Raw genomic sequence first — 24,636 nt, forward strand, 5'->3', positions numbered from 1 at the left:
CCTCACCGCACGATGGCGACCGGACAGTGGGCGTGCTGCAGGACGCCCTGGCTGACGGAACCGAGCAGCAGGCCCGTGAAGCCGCCGCGGCCGCGGGAGCCGACCACCGCGAGTTGTGCAGACTCGGCCGCGAGCAGGATCGCCTGGGCTGGATGGCCGTTCGTCAGCCGGGTCTCACACTCCACGTCCGGGTGATCCTCGCGGGCGCCCGCGATCGACTCTGCGACAAGGAGACGGGCAGACTCCTGCACTGCCTCGTCGTCGAACTGCAGCATCGAATGCCCGTCCACGTGGGTCAGGAACGGGTTGGACCAGGCGTTGACGGCGACGACCGTGGCTCCGATCGCCTCCGCCTGGTCGAAGGCGAAATCGATGGCCTTCGCAGACGTCTTGGAGCCGTCGACACCGACGACGACGGTCACCTTCTCGTGCGCGCGGGGACGTAGATCGGCCGGTACGACGACCACGGGGCACCGTGCGTGCGCGCTGACCTGTACTGCGACCGAGCCGACCAGCAGCCCGCTCCACCCGCCGAGCCCGCGAGAACCGAGAACCAGCATCCGGGCGTGTGCGGTCTCCTCCGTGAGCGCCTCGGCGGGGGTGCCCTCGACCAGCACGGTATCCACCTCGAGCCCGGGATGCTGAGCACGCAGGGCGTCGGCCAGCGCAGTGAGACCGTGCTCCCGTGCGGTTCGAAGTGCAGCGAGCGGGACCACGGTGCTGGGCGTGGCGCGAAGCGCGACGATGAGTTCGAAAACCTCGACGACACGCAGGCGGGCGCGCAGTCGGTCAGCCTCGGCGGCGGCCCAGTGCAACGCGGTCCGGCTTGCTTGCGAACCGTCGTACCCGGCAACGATCGGGGCGGCCTGTGACGACATCGTTCCTCCTCGGAATGACCTGGTACGTCGACTGTCGCCTGGGAAGCCCCCGCACGGTCAGGGCCAAAGGTCCCGCAAGGGCGTGGCATCCGTGAGGTATGGCGGCTGCCGTCGTGCGACCCGGCACCGAGGTGACTTTGGACTCTGGGCAACAGCGCCGGGCGGAGCGATGGTGATGGTATGGGGAAGGACGTGGTCGTCGGTCCGGCCGACCTGCCGGCCTTGCTCGATCGATGGGTCGCAGCCGGCGTGATCACGCCCGCCCAAGCTGACCGGATGCGAGCCGACCTCGGGCCGTCGCGTCCGCTGTCTCCGGCCGCGCCCCGGGAACACCACGAGACCTCCCTCGCGGTCGAAGCGCTCGGATACCTCGGCAGTGTGCTGATCGTGGTGGCGTCGTTGCTGCTCGCCTCTCAGTACTGGAACGACCTCTCGACTGCCGGTCACCTGCTCGTCGTCGGCGCGGCAGCGGTCACGCTGTTGCTGGCCGGGTTCGCCGTACCCAAGCGTCTTGGGCCGGCCGGTCTGCGGATGCATGCTGTCCTGTGGCTCGGTGCCACGGTGTCCACGGCCGGCTTCCTCGGCCTGCTCGGCAACGAGGTGCTCGAGTGGCAGGACGAGGACCTTGCACTGCTGGTCTTCGCGGGCTCGACGGCCCTCGCCGCGCTGCTGTGGTGGCGGCTGCCCACGAGCCTGCAGCAGGCAGTCCTGGTCGCGGGGCTGGCCGGCACGGCAGGCGCCGCGGCCGCCCAGTTGAACGCTGCTGAGGACGAGCTTCCCGGGCTGGCAGTGTGGGGCGTCGGCGCGATCTGGTTCCTGCTCGGCTGGGGAGGCGTCGTACGGCCGCGCTGGAGCGCACTCCTGTTCGGCGGGATCAGCCTGATCATCGGCGCCGGCATGACGATGCCTGCCGACGGCGGGCTCGTGCTGGCTCTGGTCACAGCGGCTGCGCTGGTCTCGCTCGCAGTACTGGCACGGGATCTGCTCGTGCTGGCACTCGGAGGCTGGGGTGCCGTGCAGTTCCTGCCGATCGCGGTCAACGAGTGGTTCCCCGGTGAACTTGCTGCTGCGATCGCGCTGCTTGGCGCCGGCGGCCTGCTGGTCGCCGTCGCGATCTGGATCGCCCGTCGTCGCGACGGACATCCGGCGACTGGCGGCAGCGCGCACCGCCAGTACGGCGTGATCCCACGGCAGGTCGCGTGGACCGCAAGCGCCGGCGTAGCCCTCACGGTCACCGCCCTCCTGATCCTGCTCGGCACCACCTGACACGACTCCCACCTCCCTCCAGCTACGACAGGGGTCAGACGAGCGCGTGGTCGTCGGTCCGACTTGGTTCGGGCGGGCGGGAGGTGTGGGACTCGTGCGCTGCCGGTAGCAGGCGGGCGAGCCAGGTGGGGAGCCACCAGTTGGCTTTGCCGAGAAGCTTCATGGAGGCGGGGACCAGGATGAGGCGCACGATGGTCGCGTCGATGAAGACGGCGGTGGCCAGGCCGAGGCCGAACATCTTGATGCTCGGATCGTCGTTGATGACGAAGCTCAGGAAGACCGAGATCATGATCAGCGCGGCCGCCGTGATGACCCGTCCGGTGGCCGCGAGGCCGCGGACGACGGCGGTGTCGTTGTCGCCGGTGTTCACGTACTCCTCCCGCACCCTGGACAACAGGAACACCTCGTAGTCCATCGACAGCCCGAACAGGATCGCGAACATGAACAGCGGAATGAATGGGAGGATCGGCACCGTCGCCTCCAGTCCGATCAGCTCGGCGCCCCAGCCCCACTGGAACACCATCACCATCACGCCGAACGAGGCTCCGATGCTCAGCAGGTTCATCAGGGCCGCTTTGAGCGGTACGACGACCGACCGGAAGACGACTGTCAGGAGCAGGATGGAGAGCACGATCACCGCGCCGATGAACCATGGCAGGCGATCCTCGACCCGGTTGGCGACGTCCGCCAGGGTCGCAGTCTGACCACCGACGTGAGCCGTGGCGGGGCGCCCGCCGATCGCGGCCGGGAGCACGTCGGTGCGCAGACGCTCGATGGTGCGGACGGTTTCGTCGTCTTGCGGTCCGGTGGCCGGGAAGGAGACCACGGTGGCGACTCCGGCCTCGGCGTTCACCAGGGCAGGTGCGACGTCGGCTATGCCGTGGTCGGCGTTGACGGCGTCGACGAGGGGCTGGATCACGGTTGGGTCTTTCGAGATGTCGACGGCGATGACCAGCGGCCCGTTGATGCCGGGCCCGAAGCCCGCGGCGACCAGGTCGTAGGCCTGGCGTTGGGTGCGGTTTTCCGGGAGGGCGCCGTCGTCGGGGGTGCCGACGCGGAGAGCCAGCAGCGGTGCAGCGAGTGCGAGGAGCAGGACGGTGGCGCCGACGACGTACGCGACGGCGTTCCTCGCCACATGCTCGGCCCACCGCTGCCAACCCGGCCCGGCGGAGCGACGTTTGCGCCGCAGCCCCAGACGGTTGATCCACTGCCCGGCAAGGCCGAGGAACGCGGGGAGCAGGGTGATCGAGACGAGCACCATGGTCAGCACGATGAGCGAGACGGCCAGGCCGCCGGCAGTGATGAACGGAACGCCGGCGACGGCGAGCCCGAGGATCGCGAGGACGACCGTGCCGCCGGCGAGCACGACGGCCCGGCCGGCTGTGGCGACGGCCCGCCCGGCCGCCTCGTCGACGGGCATCCCCTGCGCGAGGTGTTCACGGTGCCGGGTGACGAGGATCAGCGCGTAGTCGATCCCGACTCCGATGCCGATCATGCTGCCGAGCACGGGTGCCCAGCTCGGGATGTCGATCAGGTGGGCGACCAGGGCCATCGAGCTGACGCCGAGCGCCAGGCCGAAGAGCGCCATACCGATGGGAAGTCCCATCGCGATGACCGATCCGAAGGCGAGCAGGAGTACGGCAACCGCGGCGAGCAGCCCGATGGCTTCGCCGAGTCCGCTAGCGGGTTCTTCGAAGGCGAAGAAGAGGTCGCCACCTGCCTCGACCCGGAGTGGGTGCTCCTGCGCAGCGAACGCTTTCAGTCTGTCGAGGTCCGACTTGTCCAGTTGTTCGAGCACCGGATACTGCAGCCGAAGGATGGCGACCCGACCGTCGGGTGACATGACTCCCGGGGCTGCCGTTGGCGTGGCGGTGGGATCGCTCGTCTCCAGCACGTTCGGCAGCTCGGAGGCCGCCGATCGGATCTGGGCGAGGGCTGCGCGCGCCTCGGCTGAGTCGAAGAAGGTCGTCTGGTCATCCAGCGGCGTGACGACGAGTTGGGCGGTGAGGCCGGCCTGATCGGCACCCGCGGCCGTCAGCAGGTCCGTTGCCTGCTGTGAGTCGGTCCCCGGTGCGCCGAAGGAGTCCTCGAGCTTCTGGCCGAAGGCGCCCGAGGCAATGACAACTAGCACGGACACGGCAAGCCACAGTCCGATGACTGTCCAGGCCCGTCGGGCGGCGAACCGTCCCAACCGGTACAGCGAGTTCGACATCATCTCTGATCCCCTCCAGCGCGGTGCGACCGATGTGGTCATAGCGTGGCGAAGACGCCGGCGGCGTCGCCTCAGGCGAACGGGCGGAGTTCGGTAGCCCGATCGGCCGACCGACGCGCCGTACTTTGGGCTGATCCGCCGTACGCCGGGAATCTCTACCCTGAGGACATGCTGACCAACGCCGTACGCGCGCTCTGGGCGGAGCCGCGGGCACCCGGGGCACCCGAGCGGGTGTGGCGGGACTGGGCGCTGCTGCTGGTGCTGATTCCGACGGCGATTCTCGAAGGTCTACTGCGCGATGCGTTGGTTTGGAGGCCTGTCGCGCTCGTGCTGGCGCTCGGTGTCATCACGTCTCTCCTGTGGCGCCGTACGCATCCGCTGGCCGTGGTGGCCGGGGCCTTCGGCGCTGTGATCGTCGCCGACGTCGCGAGCCTGGTCACCACCGGCAGCCCGGTCGGCTTGAACACGATGGCGTGTCTACTGCTGCTGCCGTACGCACTGCTTCGGTGGGGATCCGGACGCGAGATCGGGATCGGGCTGGCGATCATCCTCGTCACGTTGGTGCTGGGTCTGGCCGGAAACTTCACCGGGGTTGTCGATTCCATCGTCGGCAGCCTGGTCCTGATGTTTCCGGCCACGCTCGGTACGGCGGTCCGTTACTGGTCGACGTCGCGGCTGCGTGAACTGGACCAGGTGCGGCTGCGCGAACGCGAACAGTTGGCCCGCGAGCTCCACGACACGGTCGCTCACCACGTCTCGGCCATCGCCATCCGGGCGCAAGCCGGCCAAGTCGTCGGCGCTGCTCGTCCCGACGCCGCGCTGGACGCGCTCGCCGTGATCGAGGAGGAGGCGTCGCGTACTCTCGCGGAGATGCGCGTCATGGTCGGGAGTCTGCGCGGCGACGGGGCCGGTGCGCTGATGCCGCAACCGGGGGTCGCCGACCTGGAGCGACTGGCTCTCAGCGTCGGCTCGCCGCGGGTCGAGCTCGACCTGTCCGGTGACCTCGACAACCTCGGATCCCCGATCGGTACGGCGATCTATCGCATCGCCCAGGAGTCGGTCACGAACGCCGTACGCCACGCGCGGCACGCCACCCGGATCGACGTACGCGTGATCGGCGACGCGGACTGCGTGCGGCTGACGGTCTCCGACGACGGGGACGGCGGTGCGACGGCACGCAATCCGTTGGGCTACGGCCTGGTCGGGATGAGCGAACGGGCGATGCTTCTCGGTGGCTTCCTCGTGGCGGGGCCTGGTCAGGAAGGCGGCTGGACCGTCGAGGCGACCCTGCCCAAGGCGGCCCGATGACCATCCGCGTGCTGGTCGCCGACGACCAGGACCTGATCCGCACCGGGCTCACGATGATCCTCGACGCCCAGCCCGATATCGAGGTGGTCGGTCAGGCGGCGGACGGTCATGAGGCAGTGACCCTCGCCCGCCGGCTGCGACCCGATGTCTGCCTGTTCGACGTCCGGATGCCCGGTATGGACGGCATCGCGGCGACCCGCGAGCTCGCCGGCGCAGGTGTCGACGACCCGCTCGCGATCGTGGTGATCACCACCTTCGATCTCGACGAGTACGTGCACGGAGCGCTCAAGGCCGGGGCCAGAGGATTCCTGCTCAAGGACTCCGGGCCAGCGCTCTTGATCCAGGCGATTCATGCTGCCGCTGACGGCGATGCGCTCATTGCCCCGAACATCACCGCCCGGCTGCTTGCCGCCTTCTCCGACGTACGAGGCGGTCGGCGGCTGGTCCAGCCGGTCGAACCTCTCACGGATCGCGAGGAGCAAGTCCTGCTGACTGTGGCGCAGGGCCGGACGAACGCCGAGATCGCCGCCGAGCTCCATGTCAGCCTCAGCACCGTCAAGACGCACATCGCCGGCATCATGACCAAGCTCGACGCCAGGAACCGCGTCGAGATCGTCATGTGGGCCTACGAGACCGGCCGCGTCAGCCGCTGAACCAGGCAGCTGGTGCACGTCAGGTGAATTGACTTGCTCCGGGGGTGTGAGGAGGGTGCAGCTCATGTGTTGACAGGGGCGGAGTAGCTCAGCGATCATTGAGGCAATGAGCGTTGAGGGAAAGTCTCTGGTGGAGCGGGCCCGAGTGCATGCGGCGCTCGGGGATCCGGCTCGGTTGGCGATCGTCGATGCGTTGGCGGTGGGGGACGCGGCGCCGGGGGAGCTGGGGGCGTTGCTGGAGATGCCGACCAACCTGGTCGCGCATCATCTGAAGGTTCTGCAGGAGGCCGGCCTCGTGGTGCGGGGGAGGTCCGAAGGGGATCATCGCCGGACCTACGTGCGGCTGGTGCCTGAGGCGTTGTCGAAGGTGGGGATTCCTCCGCTGAGTGCGGTGCCGCGCGTGGTGTTCGTGTGTACGCAGAACTCGGCCCGGTCGCAGCTGGCGGCGGCGATCTGGGCTCGGCGTAGTCACGTCCCGGCGATATCGGCGGGGACTCGGCCGGCGGAGCGGGTGCATCCGCGGGCGGCGAAGGTGGCCAGGCGGCGCGGTCTGGATCCGGCCGGCTGGAGTACGGCGCACGTCGACGACGTGGTGAAGTCGGACGACCTGGTGATCGCGGTGTGCGACATCGCGTACGAGCACCTGCCGGCGGAGGTGCGGCCGCGGGTGCACTGGTCGGTGCCGGATCCGGCGCCGACGGACACGGACGCGGCCTTCGAGGCCGCGTACGACGAGATCGCCGATCGGGTCGACCGGTTGGCGCCACTGGTGTCCCATCGCAAGAAGAAGAGGACGGGATCATGACCGAAGTCGGTCGGTACCACCGTGAAGACTTGTCCATCGATCAGCATCTCGCGTTGCGTACGGCGGCCTCCCGGCTGGGGGAGCAGTTCGCCGGGATCTACGGGCCGGAGACGATCGAGCGGTTCCTGCACTCCAGCTACGACCAGTTCGCGACCGGCAGCACGGTGCCGAACTTCCTGCCGCTGCTGGCCGAGCGTTTCGCGCGTCAGCGGTTGACGGCGTTGGCCAGGGTCGAGGGGCATCACGACGACGGACGGCCGGTCGTGCTGTTCCTGTGCGTGCACAACGCCGGGCGCAGCCAGATGGCGCTTGGGTTCTTCGAGCATCTGGTCGGTGACCGTGCCATCGGGTGGTCGGGCGGCTCGGAGCCGGGTGCCGAGGTGAACCAGGCGGCGGTCGAGTCGATGGCTGAGCGTGGCATCGACATCTCGAGCGAGTATCCCAAGCCGTGGACCGATGAGGTGGTTCGGGCCGCGGACGTGGTCATCAGCATGGGCTGCGGCGACGCATGCCCGATCTTCCCGGGCAAGCGGTACGAGGACTGGGTCCTCGACGACCCGGCCGGCCTCGAGGTCGCCGACATCCGCCCGATCCGCGACGAGATCGAGCGCCGGGTCCGCCAGTTGCTCGACGAGATCGACGTATCTGTCGTGAGCGGCCGGTGAACACGACGCCGTTGTGGCGACGGGCAGTTGCCGAGGGCATCGGAACCGGTCTTCTGGTCACCGTCGTCATCGGATCCGGGATCGCCGCGGCCAGGCTGTCGCCGAACGACGTCGGGCTGCAGCTCCTGGAGAACGCGTTCGCGACCGCGCTCGGGCTCGCCGTACTGATCCTGATGATCGGTCCGGTGTCGGGTGCGCACTTCAACCCGGTGGTCTCGGCGGTCGACTGGTGGCTCGGCCGGAGCACCGGCAGCGGCCTGACCGCGCAGGACCTCGCCGCCTACGTCCCGGCGCAGATCGTCGGCGCTGTGCTGGGCGCCGTACTGGCGAATCTCATGTACGGCGAAGCGGCGGTGTCGTGGTCGACGACGGAACGCGCCACCGGGCAGCTGTGGCTCGGTGAGGTCGTCGCGACGGCGGCGTTGATCGTGCTGATCTTCGCGCTCGCGGCAACCGGGCGGGCGTCGGTCGCGCCGGCCGCAGTCGGCGCCTACATCGGTGCGGCGTACTGGTTCACCTCCTCGACATCGTTTGCGAACCCGGCGGTCACGATCGGGCGGGCGTTCAGCGACACGTTCGCCGGGATCGCCCCGGCGTCTCTGCCGGGCTTCGTGATCGCACAGCTCGTCGGCGCTGCCGTCGGAGTGGGCCTGCTGGCGCTGCTGTACCCGAGAGCCGGACGTGCTGCGGACGACGTAGTCACCCCTCACATCGACACCACTGCGAGTACTGGAGCTTCCAAGTGAGCAAGCCAACTGTTCTGTTCGTCTGTGTCCACAACGCCGGCCGGTCCCAGATGGCCGCGGGCTGGTTGCGGCACCTGGCCGGCGACACCGTCGAGGTTCGCTCGGCCGGCTCCGCGCCGCGCGACCAGATCAACCCGGTGGCCGTGGAGGCGATGCAGGAGGTCGGTATCGACATCACCGGCGCTGTGCCGCAACTGCTGGAGACCGAGGCCGTCCGGGAGAGCGACGTCATCGTCACCATGGGCTGCGGCGACGCATGCCCGATCTTCCCCGGCAAGCGGTACGAGGACTGGGAGCTCACCGACCCGGCCGGTCAGCCGATCGAGGTCGTCCGCCAGGTCCGCGACGAGATCCGCGGCCGGGTCGAGAAGCTCGTCGGCGAGTTGCAGGCGTCGTGAGGTCCGCGGCCGGCGCGTTGACCGGTATATAGATGGCTGTGAATATTGAGCTATGCCGAAGCCGGGGGGCCAGCAGGCGCTGGTGATTCCGCTGTCGCGCGAGGACGCCGAGCGGCGCGCGGCTCAGCTGAGCGTCGTCGCGGATCCGACCCGGCTGCGCCTGATGAGCCTGGTGCTGACACATCCGGCCGGGGAGGTCAGCGCGGGTCAGCTCGCCGGCGAGCTCGAGCAGTCGTCGACGACGATCGGCCACCATCTGCGGGTGCTCTGCGAGGCGGACCTGCTGACCCGGGAACGGCGGCAGGCGCACACCTACTACCGGCCGACGCACCACGCGGTCGCGCAGTTGGCGACCTTGCTCGGCGTCGAGTCGCCCAAGCAAGGGCCGGCCCGCGGTCGGGCATTCGACCTGGACACCGCCGTGGTCGATCGGCAGCTGCGGCGCATCTCTGAGCAGTTGGCGACCCGCTTCACGGGAGTCTTCTCGCCGGAGACAGTACGGCGCTATGTCGGCGAGAGCTACGACATGCTGGCGGCCCGATCCCGGGTTCAACGTTTCCTGCCGTCGCTGACGGCGAACTTCGCAGCCGAGCGACTGGCTGCCTTGGCGAAGGCGGAGGGCAGGACACAGGGCTCGGTGTCCGAGGTTCTCTTCGTCTGCGTCCGCAACGCGGGAAGGTCGCAGATGGCGGCGGGTCTCCTGAGTCAGCTGGCCGGCGATCGGGCGCTGGTCCGATCGGCCGGTTCGTTGCCGGTGGCCCTTGTCGATGCGAACGTGGTCACCGCAATGAACGAGGTCGGCGTCAACCTCGGTGGCGCGTATCCCAAGCCGCTGACCGACGAGATCGTCCGCGCCGCCGACGTCGTCGTCACGATGGGCTGCGGCGATGCATGCCCGCTCTATCCCGGCAAGCGCTACCTGGACTGGCAGATCGGCGACCCGGAGGGCCGGCCGCTCACAGAGGTACGGCGGATCCGCGACGAGATCCACCAACAGGTCAGGGAACTGGTCGACGAGCTGTTCCCGACTGCCTGACCAGGGGCCGGCGACCAGGTCGCGAGGGCGATTCGGTCAGACAGTTGCAGGTGTCGGGACGGACAGCAGGTTCGAGAGCCAGGTGAGGCGCTCGGGGATCGGCCAGTAGTAGACCCAGGTGCCGCGGCGCTCGCAGTCGACCAGGCCTGCTTCGCGGAGCACCTTCAGGTGGTGCGAGATCGTCGGCCCGCTCACATCGAAGTTCGGTGTGATGTCGCAGACGCAGACCTCGTCGCCGGCCGAGGCGATGATCGACATCAGCCGGAGCCGGATCGGATCGGCCAGTGCCTTGAACACGGCGGCGCCGTCCGCGGCCTGGCCGGGGTCGAGGGCGGCCTCGGAGATCGGCGTGCAGCAGGTGGTGAGAACGACGAGCTCCTGTTTCGACATGGATCTATCTTGACTCTTGTCGAATCAAGAGGCAAGCTTCGTGATTAGATGAACGTCTAGACAGCACGGAGGATGATCGTGACAGAGCCGGTGGTAGTCATCGGAGCGGGCCCGGTGGGACTGGCAGCAGCGGCGCACCTGGCCGAACGTGGCCTCGAGTTCGTGGTGCTGGAGTCGGGGCCGACGGTGGCGGCTGCGATCGACGAGTGGCGGCACGTGAAGCTGTTCAGCCCGTGGCGCTACGACATCGACGGTGCCGCGCGGCGACTGCTGGAGCAGACCGACTGGATCGAGCCCGACCTCGACGAGTTGCCGACGGGCGGCGACCTGGTCGACGCCTATCTCGCACCGCTGGCCAAGACGCCGCAGATCGGGGACCGGATCCGGTATGGCGCTCAGGTGACCGCGGTGACGCGGGTCGGCTTCGACCGCATCCGTACCGCGGGGCGCGAAGCGGTGCCTTTCCTGGTGCGGCTCGCCGACGGCGAGGAACTGCTTGCGAGCGCAGTCATCGACGCGACGGGCACGTGGCGCCGGCCGAACGTGCTCGGCGGGTCCGGGATCCCGGCGCGCGGCGAGGCCGACGTCGCCGACCGGATCGTGCCGGCGTTGCCGGACGTGCTGGTGCGCGACCGTGAGCGCTTCGCCGGTCGTCGTACGGCGGTGGTCGGTGCTGGTCACTCGGCTGCGACGACCCTGCTGGAGCTTGGTGATCTGGCCGCTCAGGAGCAGGGCACGCAGGTGCTGTGGGTGGTTCGCGGCGCGGACCAGGCCCGCACTTATGGCGGCGGTGAGGCCGACGAGTTGCCGGCGCGTGGCGCGCTCGGGTCCCGGCTGAGGCAGCTGGTGCAGTCCGGGCGGGTGGAGCTGGTGAGCAGCTTCCGGATCGAGGCGATCTCCCGTACGGCGGACGGCCGGGTGGAGCTGGTCTCGGGGGACCGGCGGGTTGCCGCGGACAACGTGGTGAACTCGACCGGGTTCCGGCCCGACCACGAGATCGTCGGCGAGCTGAGGCTGGACCTCGACCCGATCCTGGCGTCCACGCGGGCGCTGGCACCGCTGATCGACCCGAACCAGCACTCCTGTGGGACCGTTCCACCGCACGGCGTCGACGAGCTCACTCACCCGGAGCCGGGGTACTACGCGGTGGGTGCGAAGTCGTACGGCCGGGCGCCCACGTTCCTGCTGGCCACCGGCTACGAGCAGGCCCGCTCGGTCGTCGCGGCGATCGCGGGGGACTGGGACGCTGCGCGCGACGTCCAGCTGAACCTGCCGGAGACCGGGGTGTGCTCGTCGAACCTCGCGTACGGCGAGTCGTCCGACGAGGCTGCGGTCGGATGCTGCGGCCCGGCGCCGCAGGCCGTCACCATCGCGGCTCCGGCCGGCCGGGGACTGGCTACCGGGATCAGCGGTGGTCTGCTGACCGTGGTCGACGCCCAGCCGAGCACCCAGTCGGGCTGCTGCAGCTGACTGGGTGCGGGTTGCCTACTGGCCCGCCGGCATGTGCCCGGTGACGAGGAAGATGACGCGGCGGGCCATCGAGACCGCGTGGTCGGCGATGCGTTCGTAGTAGCGGCCGAGCAGGGCGAGGTCGACGGCGACCTCGACGCCGTGCGGCCAGGAGGGATCCATCATCTGCCGGAACTGGTTGCGCCGGAGCCGGTCCATCTCGTCGTCGGCGGCCTCGATCCGCAGTGCCGCGGAGACGTCCCGGGTGGAGATGACCTCGCCGGCCTGGTCGACCATTCGCCGGGTGGCGCGGCTCATCTCCTCGATCATGCCGTGCAACTCGGTGGGGATGGCCGGCGCCGGGTAGCGCAGGCGGGCGATCTTGGCGACGTGGGCGGCGAGGTCGCCCATCCGCTCGAGGTCGGCGACCATCCGCAACGCGGCGACCAGCATCCGGAGCTCGGCTGCGACCGGCGCCTGCCGGGCGATCACGTCGAAGATCTTCTCCTCGACGGTCTCGCCGGCGGCGTCGAGCTGGGTGTCGGCGCCGATGACCGCCTCGGCGGCACTGAGGTCCGCGGCGAGCAGTGCGCTGGTCGAGCGCTGCACGGCGGCGGAGACGACGAGCGTCATCCGTTCGAGGTCGATCAGGATGTCGTTGAGCTGCTCGTGGTACATCTCGCGCATAGGTGCCTCCGTGGCCGGATTACCGCGCTGCGAGCCAGTGCAGCGCGGCGAGTTGGATGGCGTCCCAAGGGCTCCGGCGATGCGGCCTTGTTTGTGTGCGGTGGTCCCCAGCGGCACGTACGTCGGCTCGGTGAGCAGGACGTGATGGGTGTGGACACAATCTCCGGCGGCCCAGACATCCGGGACGTTGGCGCGCATCTGCCGGTCGACGACGATCGTGCCGTGCTGATCCAACTGTACGCCGGTCGCCGCGACGAGCCCGGTCGCCGGCCGCGCGGTCATCGGGCGAACTTCTGGTCGACGGCAGGGGCTGTCGGTACCACGAACTGATACCCGAGGTTCCGGATCACCCTGATCCAGTCCGGTCCGTGGTCGCCGCGGAGCCGCTTGCGCAGCCGCATGATGTGGACGTTCAGCGTGTTGCTGCGTACGGCGGCCTCCCGGCCCCAGACCGCGTCGAGAAGTTCCTGCCGCGTGACCAGCTCGCCAGGTCGCTCCGCGAAGAACCGCAGCAGGAGGAACTCCATCGGCGGTAGCTCGATCTGGCGCCCGTCCAGCCACGCCTGCGGGACGGCGCCGTCGACCCGCAGCCGGCCGAGGTCGAGGGCCGGGGGCCGCAGACCGACTTGGTGCGGCGGTGGTGCGAGCGAGTTGATGAGTGCGAGGAGTTCGCGGACCCGGTACGGCCTGGGCACGACTGCGCTGGCGCCGGCGTCGCTGGCCCGGCTGGTGAACTCGTTGCTGCCCACCTCGGCGCCGACGACGATCGGCTGGTGCGGGTCGTCGGTCCGCACGATGCTCAGGAACTCGATCGGATCCAGGCGCCCGGCGCACGGGCCGAGGAGGACGACGTCCGGGCAGAGCTTGCCGACATGGAGGAGGGCCTCGGCTGCATCGGCGCAGACGTGCACGTCGAAGGGCTGATCGGCCGAGGCGGCCAGCAGTTCGTCGACGTCGTCGCCGTGGTCGACGACCAGGACCGAGATGCGGAACTGCGCCTTCCGGCCGGGCCGCCGGTGCGGCCGGACCTCGGCTGACTCCGGGGCGTTCATCGTCGGGGCGGTCATCGCGCTCACCCGAACCGGCCGGTGATGTAGGCCTCGGTGCGTTTGTCCGACGGGTTGCCGAAGATCTTGCTGGTGTTGTCGAACTCCACCAGCCGGCCGGTGCGCTGGCCGTGCTCGTCGGCCGCCGCGGTGAAGAACGCGGTCCGGTGCGAGACCCGGGCGGCCTGCTGCATGTTGTGGGTGACGATGATGATCGTGTAGGTCTTGGCCAGATCGACCATCAGGTCCTCGATCTTCGCCGTCGCGATCGGGTCCAGCGCCGAGCACGGCTCGTCCATCAGGATCACCTCGGGGTTGGTGGCGATGGTACGGGCGATGCACAGCCGTTGCTGCTGTCCGCCGGACAGGCCGTACGCGCTCTGCTTGAGCTTGTCCTTGACCTCGTCCCACAGTGCGGCGCCGTGCAGCGCTCGCTCGACGACGTCGTCCATGCTCTTCGGCTTCAGGCCGGTGACGCGCGGGCCGTAGGCGACGTTGTCGTAGATCGACTTGGGGAACGGGTTCGGCTTCTGGAACACCATTCCGATCCGGCGGCGGACCTCGATCACGTCGACGCTGTCGTCGTACATGTCGACGCCGTGGTACCGGATGCTGCCCAGCACGTGGGCGCCGGGGACGAGGTCGTTCATCCGGTTCAGGCACCGCAGGACGGTCGACTTGCCGCAGCCCGAGGGCCCGATCAGGGCGGTGATCTGCTTGCTGCCGAAGACCATGTCGACACCGGAGACGGCGAGGAACTTGTCGTAGTACACCTCGAGGTCGCGGAGCTCGATCACGCCGTCGGGCTCGGCCGGCGGCGCGTGCTGGTCGCCGCGTTCGCTGAGCTCGACGCGGATCTCGTGCGGGGCGCCGGCGGCGCCGACCGTCTCGGGAACGGTGGCGATGTCCGGTTCGACGTTCGTCATGGCGTGCTCTCCCGGGGTGGTCATGTCACCAGCGGCGCTGGTAGTGGTTGCGCAGCCAGATCGCGACGGCGTTCATGGCCAGCAGGACGACGATGAGCAGCAGGATGGCGGCGTACGCGAGGTCGCGGAACGCGTCGCGGTCCTGCGGAACGAGGTTGTAGATCTGCACCGGCAAGGTCGTGTACTTCGACAGCAGGCCGTCCGGGTTGAACGTGACGAAGGTGGTGGCGCCGACCAGGATCAGCGGTGCCGCCTCGCCGATCGCCCGCGACATCGCGAGGATCGAGCCGGTGGCGATTCCGGGCACGGCAGCGGGCAGCACCTGCTTCCAGGTCGTCTGCCACTCGGTGGCGCCGAGGGCGAGCGAGCCGTCGCGGATCTCCCGGGGCACAGCACGCATCGCCTCCCTGGTCGTGATGATGATGACCGGGAGGATCAGGAGAGCCAGCGCGACACCGCCCGCGATCACGACGCCGCCGACGGAGATCGGGCCTCGGACCACGAAGCCGAGGGTGAGGATGCCGTAGATGACCGCCGGCACCGCGGCCAGGTTCTGGATGTTGAGCTCGATCGCCCGGTTCCACCACCTCGCCGGGTTCGCGTACTCCTCCAGGTAGATGGCGGCCGCAATGCCGAGCGGCATCGCGATCAGGGCAGTCATCGCGCCGACCCACAGCGTGCCGAGCAGCGCGGACTGGACGCCTGCGGTCACGGGCCTGATCTTCGACGGCTGGTTGGCGATCAGGTTCCCGTCGAGCCGAGCCAGGCCCTTCTGCACGATCACGGCCAGGACGAAGAACAGGAAGACGCAGATCAGTGCCAGACAGGCCCACAGGACTGCGGCGAACACGGTCGAGGCGATCCTGTCCTTGCTCCGTCCGCGGGTCAGGGTCGGCGCTTGGGTCGCGCTGGCTGTGGTCATCAGTAGGCCTGCCTGTACTTGCGCACCAGACGAATGCTGGCCAGGTTGATGAGGAAGGTGATCGCGAAGAGCAAGGCGCCCACGGCGAACAACGAGTAGTAGACCGGCGAGCCCTGGGGTGCGTCGCCACTGGCGACCTGGGCGATGAAGCCGGTCATGGTCTGGGCGCCTTCGCGCGGGTCGAAGGTCAGCTCGGCGCGGCTGCCGGCCGCGATGGTGACGATCATCGTCTCGCCGACCGCGCGGGAGAACGCGAGCACTATCGCCGCGACGATCCCGGACAACGCGGCCGGGAACACCACCCGCAGGGTGGTCTTCATCCGGTTCGCGCCCAGCGCGTAGGAGCCCTGCCGCAGCGCCAGGGGGACGGCGGACATCGCATCCTCGCCCAGCGAGGCGACCGTCGGAACGATCATGAAGCCCATCACGATGCCCGGCGAGAGCAGGTTGTGGATCGTGTCGAACTGCACCAGGTTCCCGAGGATCGGCGTGAAGATGGTCAGCGCCAGGAATCCGTAGACCACGGTGGGGATGCCGGCCAGCACCTCGAGCACCGGCTTGAGCACCTTGCGGACCCGCTCGGAGGCGTACTCGCTCAGGTAGATCGCCGCGCCGAGCCCCAGCGGTACTGCGACGGCCAGGGCGATCAGTGTCACGATCAAGGTGGCGGCCACCAGGGGCATCACGCCCCACGCCTTGTCGGTCCAGCTGAACTTGTTGCCGAACCCTGCGGTCCACTCGGTGCCGAAGAGGAAGTCTCCGGGCCCGACGTGGGTGAAGAAGGTGACCGTTGGGGCCAGCAGTGACACCACGATCCCGATGGTGACTGCGACGGACAGCCAGGCCGCCGTGACCATCGTTGCTTTGATGAATCGCTCGCCACGCCGGGGGTCTTGCTGTGTCAGGTCGACCGCAGGCCCGCGCCAGACAGGCGGATGCCCCCGCCCCCCGGTGGCGGCACCCGTCGCCGTAGCTGCCGTTGGGTCCGGCATGGTCACTGGGCCTTCAGCTTGTCCAGTTCGGACTTCGCGGTCGCCTTCTGGGCGTCCGTCAGCGGCACGAACTTGGCCGCCTCGACGATCTCCTGGTTGTTCTCGAGGTAGAACTCGACGAACCCGAGGACCTGCTTCTTCTGCAGCCCCTTGTCCGACGGGTAGATGAACAGCGGGCGGGCCAGCGGCGTGTAGGTGCCGTCCTGGGCGGTGGCCACCGACGGCTCGACGCAGCCCTTGCCGCCGTCGATCTTCAGCGCCTTGAGCTTGTCCGCGTTCTCCTCGTAGTAGGAGAAGCCGAAGTACCCGAGAGCACCCTTGGCACCGGACACGCCCTGGACCGTCACGTTGTCGTCCTCGGTCGGGTTGTAGTCGGTCCGGCTGGCCCCTTCCTCGCCGTTGATCTCAGCGGTGAAGTAGTCGAACGTGCCGGAGTCCGAGCCGGCGCCGTACAGGGGGAGCGGCTCGTTCGGGAACTTGGGGTCGACCTGGTTCCAGGTCTTGACCTTGGAGCCGGGCTCCCACATCTTCTTCAGCTGGGCGACGGTGAGGCAGTCGACCCAGTCGTTGTCCTTGTTGACGACCACCGTGAGCGCGTCGTTGGCGACCTGGAGCTCGGAGAACTTGACGCCGCTCTTGTCGCACAGCGCCTTCTCCTCGTCCTTGATCGGCCGGGAGGCGTTGGAGATGTCGGTCTCACCGGCACAGAACTTCTTGAACCCGCCGCCGGTGCCGGAGGTGCCGACAGCGACGTCGACGCCGCTCTGCTCCTCCTTGAACAGCTCGCCCGCGGCCGCAGTGAGCGGCTCGACCGTGCTCGAGCCGTCGACGACCACCTGGCCAGACAACGCCTCGCCGCTGCCGCCTTCCCCGGAATTCTCGTTGTTGCTACCGCCGCAGGCTGACAGGGCTAGCAGCGCAGCCGTCGAAACGGCGAGGTAACGCAAGTGCTTGACCGGGCGGATGACCACCGGGCACCCCTCCTGAGTTGGGCCCCGCGAATCCGGGGCGCGGCGAGCTGTCGCACGTTCATGTGACAACTAGATCGAAGAAGTTCGATGTAAACGCCAGGTGAACAAACGGTGAGCACCAGGCTCCATATAGACGAATGTCGATGTAATGCAAGCCGGATGTGATGGGCCGGCCCCGCTCCGCAGTCCCGGTACGACGTTCACCTGGCGGTCACGCAGTGACTGGAGGCCTGGGCAGCTGTCAGCACCGGGCAATCGCACGATCTACACTGCTGAGGTGAGCCCCCGTCGAAGCGCCGCGGCAGCCGGCGCGGCCAGTGGCGACGGCGCTCAGCAAGTGGCCGGTGTCGCGATCGACCGCGATGAAGCCGAACGCCTGGCTGTTGTCCTGAAGGCACTCTCGGATCCGACCCGCCTGCAGCTCTTGGCGATGATCGAGTCGAGTGCGAACCGCGAGGCCTGTGTCAACGATCTGACCGAGCCGCTGGAGCTCAGCCAGCCGACGATCAGCCACCACCTGAAGATCCTCGTCACGGCAGGGATTCTGGCCCGTGAGAAGCGAGGACTGTGGTCCTGGTACTCGATCGTGCCGGACCAGCTCCAAACCCTTCGCGCCTTGCTCCCCGGCCCGAGCTTCCTCCAGAACGAGCGCTAGCGCCCCGGCCCAGCGCAGTACGATCTAGCTCTGATGCCTCCAGTTCGCGCTCGCCGTCCTCGTCCGGCGGATATGACAGTCCCTGTCGGCGCGCGCACGGTGTTCACCGACGGTGCCTGCTCGGGCAACCCTGGACCTGGCGGCTGGGCCTGGGCGCTGTCGACGAGCGAGTTCGCGGCCGGTCACGAGGCTGCCTCCACGAACCAGCGGATGGAGATCCGTGCCGCCCTCGAGGCGGTGCGGGCCAATGACGGTCCGCTGCTGGTCGTGTCGGATTCGACCTACGTCGTCAACTGCTTCCGCGACAGGTGGCATGCCGGCTGGCTCGAGCGAGGGTGGCTCACCTCGGCCAAGAAGCCGGTCGCCAACAGGGACCTCTGGGAGCCGCTGGTGGAGTTGGTGACCGAGCGCAGGAACGTCGCCTTCCACTGGGTCAAGGGCCATTCCGGCCACGAGATGAACGACTTCGTCGATCGCCTGGCCGTGGCCGCCTGCTTCCCACCGCACTGACCTGGATTCAGCGTGTGGGAGACGCCGAGGCTTCGGCGAGGATTCGTCGGACGTTGCCCTCGGCGAAGAAGTCTGTGGGAGAGAGTGCGCCCGAGATCACGCTGACGAACCCGTCCATTGCGTCCTGGTTGCCCTGGATGGCACCGAGGAGTTGCTGCATCGCCGCGGGTGCTGGTTCGAGGGTGGCCAGTTGGGCGGTGAACTCGTACAGCGGCGTCGCCTGGGCGTCGCGTTCCTGGTGCCAGGTGCCCATCACGTCCTCGAAGGGCTTGCCGCCGCCCAGCCAGTCGTCGACCGCGTTGCTGCAGCGTTCGGCGTCGTGGAAGGCGTCAGTGATTCCCTGGGCCGTGATCGGGTCCTTGTTGTAGCCGGCGTCGCCGACGAGTGCGTAGCCATCGCCATAGGGTGTGCGGAACCAGCCGGGCACGGAACCGCCGAGGAAGGGCGCTTCCTGCTTCGCGGCGCCGAGCCGGGCCGCGAACGACGGCACCAGGTCGAGGGTCCGGTAGAAGTTGCCGGCGACATCGGCTTTGAACGCCTGTGCTTCGGCGTGCGGCCAGCCCAGCACCACCATCGTCAGGCCGTCGTTCGTCGGCGCGGCGCCGAATCCGCGGTCCGGACGGATGTAGGTCTCGAAACCGCTGACCGGCAGGCCGCTGAAGTAGGTGAAGTAGGCGTACTGCAGCCGTGGCTTGGTGTTGTAGTCCTGCGCGCCGACGGCTTTGGCGACCTTGCTGTTGCGGCCGTCCGCGCCGATCACGATGTGCGCCCGCGCTTCTCTGTCGCCAGATCGGATGCCAGTCACCCTGCCGTCTTCGATCAGCACCTCGTCGACGTTGCAGGCCTCGCGTACTTCGACTCCAGCTTCGCGTGCGGCGTCGACGAGTAGCTTGTCGAGGACGGTACGACGCGGTGCGTAGGCGGTGTCGATGCCGTCGACCGGCAGGGTGGTCCCGCTGATGACGACCGGTCCGAAATCGAAGGAGTACTGCGTGATCGGTGGGCATCCCGTGGCCGTGAGCCGATCGAGCAGGCCCCAGCGGTGCAGTGCGGCCACGCCGGGTGCGTGGATGATGTGGGTCGACAGAGTGTCGCTGGGGAACGTCGCGCGGTCGACGGCGAGGACGCGGTAGCCCTTGCGAGCCAGCAGCATGGCGGTCGGTGCGCCCGCGGCCCGGGTGCCGATGACGATGGCGTCGTACATGATGGATCCTCCTGGTCGGGTGGTTCAGCACCACCGTCCCCGGCGGAGGCGGATCCGGTATCGGGGAGCTCCCCTATTTCGCGGCGGGTTCCCGGCGGACGGCGTAGGCGGCGGCCTCGGCGCGGTTGCGCAGGCCGAGTTTGACCAGGATGTTGCCGACGTGATGCTCGACGGTCTTCCGGCTGATGAAGAGCCGCTCGGCGATCTGCGGGTTCGACAGTCCGGCTCCGAGCAACCGGAGAACATCCTCCTCGCGACGGCTGAGCGGGTTGCCGGACGGGGCCGGTGGGCGGACCTTCTGGCCGAGCTGACGCAGTACGGCGGTCGCCGCGTCGACGTACCGTGCCGCTTCGAGCATTTCGAAGCTGCGGAGTGCGTTCCTGGCTTCCGCGATGGCGACTTCGGGGTTGTCGTGGCTGCAGGCGCGGGCGAGGTCCAAACGGCACAGGCTCGCCTCGAGCGGGAGCTGGGACCGGTTGAAGCCGTCGAGTGCGTCCCGAAGCCAGCGCTTCGGGTCGCCGTGTCCGGCTCGACCGTGGGCGAGGGCAACCAACGCGTTCGCGTACGGCGACGGGTGCAGGTCCGCGCAGGCGGCCATCGCCTCGATCGTTGGCTGCGGATCTTGGCCGGCTGCCAGTTGTGCATCGGCGAGCAGGGCCAGCAGCGGCAGGCATGAGCTGGTCCGAGGGTCGGCGCGGTGTGCCGCGTGTTCGAGCAAGTCGAGCGCGACGGCGTACTCGCCGCGTGCGAGGTGCAGCGCTGCGCGAGGCTGGACCGAGTCGTCGTCGGTCAGTCCGTCCAGGAGTGCTGCTGCCTCGTCGTACCTGCCTTGTCTCACGCGCAGGTCGGCGAGTCGGGCGAGTGCGCCGGCCTTCAAGGTTCGCCGCCCGAGGGCCCACAGCCGCACGGCCGCGGTCAGCGCCGCGTCGGCCTCCGGCCAGCGACCGGCGGCGGTGAGGATGCCGCCGTAGTGGGTATGGCAGTAAGCGCTCACCGCAGGGAGCCGACGGCGCTCGGCGACCTGCTCACCGATCCTGATCCATTGGTCGGCACGCGTTACGTCGTGGGCGTGTTCGCAGGCCGAGAAGAGTTGGCAGAAGATCTCTTCGACGACCAGGAAGCTGTCGACCTCAGCGCCGGCGACGGCGGCGCAGGCTTCGTCGAGCAGCAGCATGCCCTCCTCGGTGCGGTCGTCGTGCACCAGGCTCGCGCCGAGATAGGCCAGGGCCGCGAAGGTCAAGTCAGCATCCTCGGTACGGCGGCCGATCTCGACGGCCAGCCGGAAGTCGGCGTTCTTGCGTGCGCGGTCGCCGTCGAACATGCCTTCCGTCAGCGCAACCCAGCCGCGCTCGTTGCTGTCGGGGAGGTCGCTCAGCAACGTCTTCGCCCTCGCGATCCAGCCGCTGGCCACCGCCCAGTCGCCGGAGGTGGACCCGTGCATCCCGCCGAGCATCCGGGCGACCCGGGCTGCGCCGGCGCCGTCCCCGGCTGCCCGGTATCCGGCGTACGCCGTCTCCATCTCGTGGAGTGAGCGGTCGTACTCGAGCAGTACGAACGACGCCGAAGCCAGGACCTCCAGGACCTCCGGGCCACGCCCGGCCTGCTCGAGAGCAGCCCGCGCCGAGACTGCGTCGCCCCTGCGCAACGCCGCTCGTCCTTCTGCGATGAGCTCGGCGGCCATGTCCTGATCACCCCTCCAGCAAGTGCATGCGCCAAAAGCTCACCGGTCAACCCCCCGCCGGGTGCGAGGTCTTGGTCTGGACGCGGTTCAGCATGTCGTCGCCTGCGTTGCGAACGGCAACGTCCACTGAGCCGACGACCTACCTGTCACGGGGTTCTGTCAGCCGTCCGACGGTGCCTGGGTGGCGGCCGGCGGCGAGGAGAGCTGCGCAGGCGCCGCGTACGGCGATGGTCTGCGGCGCGAACGCGGTACGGATCGAGCACGACAGTCGCTCGGCGATGCGACAGGTGATGGCCGGTCGCAGAGCGCCGCCGCCGGTGAGGAGGGGACCTCGGTCGAGTGCGTCGACTACCTGGGGACCGCAGTTCTGATGCAGGAGGTCGGTCACCATTGCGCAGGTCGAGTCGACGAGATCGTCAGCTGTGATCGAGCCGAAGTCGCTGGTACCGAGCGGGACGCGGCGTGCTTCGAGAATCGAGTCGTTGCCCAGGACCCCTACCTCGGTCAGGTCGGCGCCGAGGTCGATCACGAGCAGAGGTTCGGTGAGATCGGCCTTGGCTCCGAGGGCAGCCGCTCGGACGGTGTCGATGGTGAGCACAGCGCGTGGCCGGAGTATCTCGACGGCGGCCAGGGCCGCGCTGCGGTCAGCGTCGCTCGACAGCACAGGAAGGGTCATGACGACCAGCTCCGGCCGCTGCGTCGGCGGAACGTGGCGGCTCAGCAGCCGGGCGAGCAGCCGGGCTGCCACCGCGGCGTCGGCGATGCTGCCCCGGCGAACGGGGTAGCCGAGGACGTCGGGTGGACACGCGATTGTCGGTGCGTCCGCGACCAGGCCGAGGCTGGGTATCCAGGCCCGGGTTCGGGCGCTACCGAGATCCAGCGCGAGCCCCGGGCTGCCCCGGGAACCACGACGGCGCAAGGCGGCCCCCAGGCCTGGCAGCTCGATCATCGTGATCCTCTCTGCACGGATGGCAGCTCAGAGGGAGCGCTGCTGGCAGCTGACGCAGAGGGCGACGTAGGGGAGGATCTCCAGCCGTTCGACGGGGATGATCCCGTGGCAGCTCTTGCACGTTCCGTACGATCCGTCCGCGAGGCGCTGCCCCGCGGCGTCGATCTCCTCGAGAACGCGTCGGATTGCCGCCGTCTGGGCCGCCTGGAGGTCCGCGTCCGCGTGCGGGGCGCTGTCCTCGATCGCGCGGAGCTGAGCGAGCCGCGAACTGCGTTCGTGTTCGAGGCGCTGCCGTGCCTCGTGCTGGGCGAGGTGCTGGGTCCGGCCCACATCCGTGGTCATCTGGATCCGGGTCCTTTCGAACTGCTCGGGAATGATGAGAGCCGGCGTGCGCGAGGAGGTGTTCGCGCACGCCGGCCGGCGTCGGACGCATCAGGCTGGTGACTGCGTCGTGCCACCCACCATGACCGACGGCCGGGAGGTTCACCATCGGGCCTGGCACCCATTTCGGCGGGTGATCGGGCTGTAGGCGACCGCGACCGGTGGCTGCCTGCCACCGCGTCGACTTGGCGGCTGGGGGCACGCTGTACGGTAGGCAATTCGGCCGCCTGCAGAGAGTTTGTGGAGTAGCGGTGACAGTGATGAACAGGCCCGGTCCGGTGCCGTTGTTCTGGCGGATCTTCGGTCTGAACGCGATGGTGCTCGCGGCTGCGACGGCGCTGCTGCTCTGGGCGCCGGTCACGGTGTCGGTGCCGGTCCTGTTCACCGAAGCGGTCGTTCTCGTGGGCGGCCTGGCGGTGATGCTGGTGGCCAACGCCGTACTGCTGCAGGTCGGGTTGGCTCCACTGGACCGGTTGACCCGGCGGATGGCGACTGTCGATCTTCTCCGGCCCGGTCAGCGTCTGCCGATCGCGGGGCAGGGTGGCGTGTCGCAGTTGATCCGAGCCTTCAACGACATGCTCGCGCGGCTGGAGGCCGAGCGCGCAACCAGCAGCGCGCGGGCACTGTCGGCGCAGGAATCGGAGCGACGCCGGATCGCGCAGGAGTTGCACGACGAAGTCGGTCAAAGCCTCACGGCAGTGCTGCTCGAGCTCAAGCGGGCAGCCGATCGCGTGACCGAGCCGGAGGTGCGCGCCGACCTGCAGCATGCTCAGGAGACGACTCGCGCGAGTTTGGACGAGGTACGTCGACTCGCTCACCGGCTGAGGCCAGGTGTGCTCGAGGACCTCGGCCTGGTCAGCGCTCTGGCGGCGCTGGCCGAGGAACTGTCCACCCACACCGGGCTGCTGATCCATCACCGTTTCCAGCCGGGCCTGCCGCCGCTGGATGCGCCCACCGAACTGGTGCTCTACCGGGTCGCGCAGGAAGGACTGACGAACGTTGCGCGGCACGCCGACGCCACCCGGATCGACGTACGGCTGAGCCATGACGAAACCTCCGTGCGCCTCTGCATTCGCGATGACGGCCGGGGACTCGGGCTCAGTCACGAAGGGGCGGGGATCAGAGGGATGCGCGAGCGCGCGCTCTTGGTCGGTGCGGCGCTCGACCTCCGTGCCGGGCCGGACGCAGGCACCGAGTTGAGTCTTGTGGTGCCTGTCGGAGCCGCGGGGGCCGACCGTGTCTGAACCAGGTGGCACCACCCGCACCCGCATCCTGCTGGCCGACGACCATGCGCTGGTACGTCGAGGCGTTCGGCTCATTCTGGACGGTGAACCCGACCTGACGGTGGTCGCCGAAGCGTCCGACGGCAAGGAAGCCGTCGACCTGGCGCGAGCGGGCGGGATCGACCTCGCGATCCTCGACGTGGCCATGCCGCGGATGACAGGTCTCCAGGCCGCGCGGGAACTTTCGGCCGATCGGCCGGAGCTGCGCATTCTGATGCTGACGATGTACGACAACGAGCAGTACTTCTTCCAGGCGCTGAAGGCCGGGGCCGCTGGTTACGTCCTGAAGTCGGTCGCCGACCGGGACCTGGTGGAGGCCTGCCGGGCGGCGATGCGCGGCGAGCCGTTCCTCTATCCGGGCGCGGTCAAGGCGTTGATCCGCAACTACCTGAACCGTGTCCGCGACGGGCAGGACCTCCCCGAACAGGTGCTGACCGCTCGCGAGGAGGAAGTGCTCAAACTGGTGGCGGAAGGGCACTCGTCGAAGGCGATCGCCGAGATGCTGTTCATCAGCGTCAAGACCGTCGAACGGCACCGAGCCAACATGCTGCAGAAGCTCGGTCTGCGTGACCGCCTCGAGTTGACCCGCTACGCGATCCGCGCCGGCCTGATCGAACCCTGAC

At 68.9% G+C, this 24,636-nt stretch carries 26 protein-coding genes; 13 read left to right on the forward strand and 13 right to left on the reverse strand.

The window, feature by feature from the left end:
- Window positions 1–2: 2 nt before the first annotated feature.
- Entirely contained in the window at window positions 3–878 is an 876-nt protein-coding gene (locus AB0H36_RS05645; protein ID WP_360517041.1) for a universal stress protein, read from the reverse strand.
- A gap of 180 nt (window positions 879–1,058) precedes the next feature.
- Between AB0H36_RS05645 and AB0H36_RS05650 the strand changes: the two genes are divergently transcribed.
- Complete coding sequence (locus AB0H36_RS05650) at window positions 1,059–2,144, forward strand: DUF2157 domain-containing protein (RefSeq protein ID WP_360517044.1); 1,086 nt, start codon at window positions 1,059–1,061, stop codon at window positions 2,142–2,144.
- 34 nt (window positions 2,145–2,178) lie between these two features.
- Here AB0H36_RS05650 and AB0H36_RS05655 read toward each other — a convergent pair whose 3' ends face one another.
- Window positions 2,179–4,356, reverse strand: coding sequence for an MMPL family transporter (locus tag AB0H36_RS05655; RefSeq protein ID WP_360517047.1), 2,178 nt, complete (start codon window positions 4,354–4,356; stop codon window positions 2,179–2,181).
- Window positions 4,357–4,524: 168 nt separating this feature from the next.
- On the opposite strand from AB0H36_RS05655, the gene AB0H36_RS05660 reads away from it, so the two are divergent.
- From AB0H36_RS05660 to AB0H36_RS05690, 7 genes are all read left to right on the forward strand, one after another.
- Window positions 4,525–5,664, forward strand: a complete 1,140-nt coding sequence (locus tag AB0H36_RS05660; RefSeq protein WP_360517050.1) for a histidine kinase — start codon at window positions 4,525–4,527, stop codon at window positions 5,662–5,664.
- Complete coding sequence (locus AB0H36_RS05665) at window positions 5,661–6,317, forward strand: response regulator transcription factor (RefSeq protein ID WP_360517053.1); 657 nt, start codon at window positions 5,661–5,663, stop codon at window positions 6,315–6,317. The genes AB0H36_RS05660 and AB0H36_RS05665 overlap by 4 nt, the downstream gene beginning before the upstream one ends.
- A gap of 106 nt (window positions 6,318–6,423) precedes the next feature.
- Complete coding sequence (locus tag AB0H36_RS05670; protein WP_360517056.1) at window positions 6,424–7,122, forward strand: ArsR family transcriptional regulator; 699 nt, start codon at window positions 6,424–6,426, stop codon at window positions 7,120–7,122.
- Window positions 7,119–7,787 carry an arsenate reductase ArsC gene (locus tag AB0H36_RS05675; protein ID WP_360517059.1) on the forward strand — a complete coding sequence of 223 codons (669 nt, stop codon included), beginning with the start codon at window positions 7,119–7,121 and terminating at the stop codon, window positions 7,785–7,787. The genes AB0H36_RS05670 and AB0H36_RS05675 overlap by 4 nt, the downstream gene beginning before the upstream one ends.
- Entirely contained in the window at window positions 7,784–8,533 is a 750-nt protein-coding gene (locus AB0H36_RS05680) for an MIP/aquaporin family protein (protein ID WP_360517062.1), read from the forward strand. The genes AB0H36_RS05675 and AB0H36_RS05680 overlap by 4 nt, the downstream gene beginning before the upstream one ends.
- A complete protein-coding gene (locus tag AB0H36_RS05685) occupies window positions 8,530–8,931 on the forward strand; it encodes an arsenate reductase ArsC (protein WP_360517065.1) in 402 nt (133 codons plus the stop codon). The genes AB0H36_RS05680 and AB0H36_RS05685 overlap by 4 nt, the downstream gene beginning before the upstream one ends.
- A gap of 52 nt (window positions 8,932–8,983) precedes the next feature.
- Window positions 8,984–9,967, forward strand: coding sequence for a three-helix bundle dimerization domain-containing protein (locus tag AB0H36_RS05690; RefSeq protein ID WP_360517068.1), 984 nt, complete (start codon window positions 8,984–8,986; stop codon window positions 9,965–9,967).
- A gap of 36 nt (window positions 9,968–10,003) precedes the next feature.
- Here the strand turns inward: AB0H36_RS05690 and AB0H36_RS05695 are convergent, their stop codons facing one another.
- A complete protein-coding gene (locus AB0H36_RS05695; RefSeq protein ID WP_360517071.1) occupies window positions 10,004–10,357 on the reverse strand; it encodes a metalloregulator ArsR/SmtB family transcription factor in 354 nt (117 codons plus the stop codon).
- Between the two features lie 72 nt (window positions 10,358–10,429).
- On the opposite strand from AB0H36_RS05695, the gene AB0H36_RS05700 reads away from it, so the two are divergent.
- The gene (locus AB0H36_RS05700; protein WP_360517074.1) at window positions 10,430–11,827 is read left to right on the forward strand and encodes an FAD-dependent oxidoreductase; all 1,398 of its coding nucleotides are present in this window, start codon (window positions 10,430–10,432) and stop codon (window positions 11,825–11,827) included.
- A gap of 15 nt (window positions 11,828–11,842) precedes the next feature.
- Here the strand turns inward: AB0H36_RS05700 and phoU are convergent, their stop codons facing one another.
- From phoU to AB0H36_RS05730, 6 genes are read right to left on the reverse strand one after another with little or no spacing between them, the layout of a single operon-like run.
- On the reverse strand, window positions 11,843–12,775 hold the full coding sequence (phoU, locus tag AB0H36_RS05705; RefSeq protein ID WP_360517077.1) for a phosphate signaling complex protein PhoU: 933 nt from the start codon (window positions 12,773–12,775) through the stop codon (window positions 11,843–11,845).
- On the reverse strand, window positions 12,772–13,560 hold the full coding sequence (locus AB0H36_RS05710; protein ID WP_360517080.1) for a response regulator transcription factor: 789 nt from the start codon (window positions 13,558–13,560) through the stop codon (window positions 12,772–12,774). The genes phoU and AB0H36_RS05710 overlap by 4 nt, the downstream gene beginning before the upstream one ends.
- Before the next feature lie 5 nt (window positions 13,561–13,565).
- Window positions 13,566–14,465, reverse strand: coding sequence for a phosphate ABC transporter ATP-binding protein PstB (gene pstB, locus AB0H36_RS05715; protein WP_360517083.1), 900 nt, complete (start codon window positions 14,463–14,465; stop codon window positions 13,566–13,568).
- Window positions 14,466–14,490: 25 nt separating this feature from the next.
- Complete coding sequence (pstA, locus tag AB0H36_RS05720) at window positions 14,491–15,387, reverse strand: phosphate ABC transporter permease PstA (protein ID WP_360517086.1); 897 nt, start codon at window positions 15,385–15,387, stop codon at window positions 14,491–14,493.
- Window positions 15,387–16,379: a phosphate ABC transporter permease subunit PstC gene (gene pstC, locus AB0H36_RS05725; protein WP_360517089.1), complete on the reverse strand. Its 993-nt coding sequence runs from the start codon at window positions 16,377–16,379 to the stop codon at window positions 15,387–15,389. Before pstC ends, pstA begins: the two co-directional genes overlap by 1 nt.
- 2 nt (window positions 16,380–16,381) lie before the next feature.
- Window positions 16,382–17,350 carry a PstS family phosphate ABC transporter substrate-binding protein gene (locus tag AB0H36_RS05730; RefSeq protein ID WP_360517092.1) on the reverse strand — a complete coding sequence of 323 codons (969 nt, stop codon included), beginning with the start codon at window positions 17,348–17,350 and terminating at the stop codon, window positions 16,382–16,384.
- 277 nt (window positions 17,351–17,627) lie between these two features.
- Here AB0H36_RS05730 and AB0H36_RS05735 point away from each other — a divergent pair, with 277 nt between their 5' ends.
- Both AB0H36_RS05735 and AB0H36_RS05740 read left to right on the forward strand, forming a co-directional pair.
- Entirely contained in the window at window positions 17,628–18,005 is a 378-nt protein-coding gene (locus AB0H36_RS05735) for a metalloregulator ArsR/SmtB family transcription factor (protein ID WP_360517095.1), read from the forward strand.
- A gap of 72 nt (window positions 18,006–18,077) precedes the next feature.
- Window positions 18,078–18,515: a ribonuclease H gene (locus AB0H36_RS05740; RefSeq protein ID WP_360517098.1), complete on the forward strand. Its 438-nt coding sequence runs from the start codon at window positions 18,078–18,080 to the stop codon at window positions 18,513–18,515.
- 7 nt (window positions 18,516–18,522) lie between these two features.
- Here AB0H36_RS05740 and AB0H36_RS05745 read toward each other — a convergent pair whose 3' ends face one another.
- The 4 genes from AB0H36_RS05745 to AB0H36_RS05760 form a co-directional block, all read right to left on the reverse strand.
- Window positions 18,523–19,719 carry an NAD(P)/FAD-dependent oxidoreductase gene (locus AB0H36_RS05745; RefSeq protein ID WP_360517101.1) on the reverse strand — a complete coding sequence of 399 codons (1,197 nt, stop codon included), beginning with the start codon at window positions 19,717–19,719 and terminating at the stop codon, window positions 18,523–18,525.
- Window positions 19,720–19,792: 73 nt separating this feature from the next.
- Entirely contained in the window at window positions 19,793–21,400 is a 1,608-nt protein-coding gene (locus tag AB0H36_RS05750; RefSeq protein WP_360517104.1) for a LuxR C-terminal-related transcriptional regulator, read from the reverse strand.
- A 139-nt stretch (window positions 21,401–21,539) separates the two neighbouring features.
- Complete coding sequence (locus AB0H36_RS05755) at window positions 21,540–22,349, reverse strand: rod shape-determining protein (RefSeq protein WP_360517107.1); 810 nt, start codon at window positions 22,347–22,349, stop codon at window positions 21,540–21,542.
- 27 nt (window positions 22,350–22,376) lie between these two features.
- On the reverse strand, window positions 22,377–22,691 hold the full coding sequence (locus tag AB0H36_RS05760; protein WP_360517110.1) for a TraR/DksA family transcriptional regulator: 315 nt from the start codon (window positions 22,689–22,691) through the stop codon (window positions 22,377–22,379).
- Between the two features lie 299 nt (window positions 22,692–22,990).
- Here AB0H36_RS05760 and AB0H36_RS05765 point away from each other — a divergent pair, with 299 nt between their 5' ends.
- Window positions 22,991–23,974, forward strand: a complete 984-nt coding sequence (locus AB0H36_RS05765) for a HAMP domain-containing sensor histidine kinase (protein WP_360517113.1) — start codon at window positions 22,991–22,993, stop codon at window positions 23,972–23,974.
- The gene (locus tag AB0H36_RS05770) at window positions 23,967–24,635 is read left to right on the forward strand and encodes a response regulator transcription factor (RefSeq protein WP_360517116.1); all 669 of its coding nucleotides are present in this window, start codon (window positions 23,967–23,969) and stop codon (window positions 24,633–24,635) included. Before AB0H36_RS05765 ends, AB0H36_RS05770 begins: the two co-directional genes overlap by 8 nt.
- Window position 24,636: the final 1 nt, after the last annotated feature.

This window comes from Kribbella sp. NPDC050820 (genome assembly GCF_040653975.1).
Classification (GTDB): Bacteria; Actinomycetota; Actinomycetes; order Propionibacteriales; family Kribbellaceae; genus Kribbella.

What these genes read in the sequence shown, in the direction of transcription:
- AB0H36_RS05645 (WP_360517041.1), bottom strand. Translation starts at nt 878, where the DNA reads ATGTCGTCACAGGCCGCCCCGATCGTTGCCGGGTACGACGGTTCGCAA.
- AB0H36_RS05650 (WP_360517044.1), top strand. Translation starts at nt 1,059, where the DNA reads ATGGGGAAGGACGTGGTCGTCGGTCCGGCCGACCTGCCGGCCTTGCTC.
- AB0H36_RS05655 (WP_360517047.1), bottom strand. Translation starts at nt 4,356, where the DNA reads ATGTCGAACTCGCTGTACCGGTTGGGACGGTTCGCCGCCCGACGGGCC.
- AB0H36_RS05660 (WP_360517050.1), top strand. Translation starts at nt 4,525, where the DNA reads ATGCTGACCAACGCCGTACGCGCGCTCTGGGCGGAGCCGCGGGCACCC.
- AB0H36_RS05665 (WP_360517053.1), top strand. Translation starts at nt 5,661, where the DNA reads ATGACCATCCGCGTGCTGGTCGCCGACGACCAGGACCTGATCCGCACC.
- AB0H36_RS05670 (WP_360517056.1), top strand. Translation starts at nt 6,424, where the DNA reads ATGAGCGTTGAGGGAAAGTCTCTGGTGGAGCGGGCCCGAGTGCATGCG.
- AB0H36_RS05675 (WP_360517059.1), top strand. Translation starts at nt 7,119, where the DNA reads ATGACCGAAGTCGGTCGGTACCACCGTGAAGACTTGTCCATCGATCAG.
- AB0H36_RS05690 (WP_360517068.1), top strand. Translation starts at nt 8,984, where the DNA reads ATGCCGAAGCCGGGGGGCCAGCAGGCGCTGGTGATTCCGCTGTCGCGC.
- AB0H36_RS05695 (WP_360517071.1), bottom strand. Translation starts at nt 10,357, where the DNA reads ATGTCGAAACAGGAGCTCGTCGTTCTCACCACCTGCTGCACGCCGATC.
- AB0H36_RS05700 (WP_360517074.1), top strand. Translation starts at nt 10,430, where the DNA reads ATGATCGTGACAGAGCCGGTGGTAGTCATCGGAGCGGGCCCGGTGGGA.
- phoU (WP_360517077.1), bottom strand. Translation starts at nt 12,775, where the DNA reads ATGACCGCGCGGCCGGCGACCGGGCTCGTCGCGGCGACCGGCGTACAG.
- AB0H36_RS05710 (WP_360517080.1), bottom strand. Translation starts at nt 13,560, where the DNA reads ATGACCGCCCCGACGATGAACGCCCCGGAGTCAGCCGAGGTCCGGCCG.
- pstB (WP_360517083.1), bottom strand. Translation starts at nt 14,465, where the DNA reads ATGACGAACGTCGAACCGGACATCGCCACCGTTCCCGAGACGGTCGGC.
- pstA (WP_360517086.1), bottom strand. Translation starts at nt 15,387, where the DNA reads ATGACCACAGCCAGCGCGACCCAAGCGCCGACCCTGACCCGCGGACGG.
- pstC (WP_360517089.1), bottom strand. Translation starts at nt 16,379, where the DNA reads ATGCCGGACCCAACGGCAGCTACGGCGACGGGTGCCGCCACCGGGGGG.
- AB0H36_RS05740 (WP_360517098.1), top strand. Translation starts at nt 18,078, where the DNA reads ATGACAGTCCCTGTCGGCGCGCGCACGGTGTTCACCGACGGTGCCTGC.
- AB0H36_RS05745 (WP_360517101.1), bottom strand. Translation starts at nt 19,719, where the DNA reads ATGTACGACGCCATCGTCATCGGCACCCGGGCCGCGGGCGCACCGACC.
- AB0H36_RS05750 (WP_360517104.1), bottom strand. Translation starts at nt 21,400, where the DNA reads ATGGCCGCCGAGCTCATCGCAGAAGGACGAGCGGCGTTGCGCAGGGGC.
- AB0H36_RS05755 (WP_360517107.1), bottom strand. Translation starts at nt 22,349, where the DNA reads ATGATCGAGCTGCCAGGCCTGGGGGCCGCCTTGCGCCGTCGTGGTTCC.
- AB0H36_RS05760 (WP_360517110.1), bottom strand. Translation starts at nt 22,691, where the DNA reads ATGACCACGGATGTGGGCCGGACCCAGCACCTCGCCCAGCACGAGGCA.
- AB0H36_RS05765 (WP_360517113.1), top strand. Translation starts at nt 22,991, where the DNA reads ATGAACAGGCCCGGTCCGGTGCCGTTGTTCTGGCGGATCTTCGGTCTG.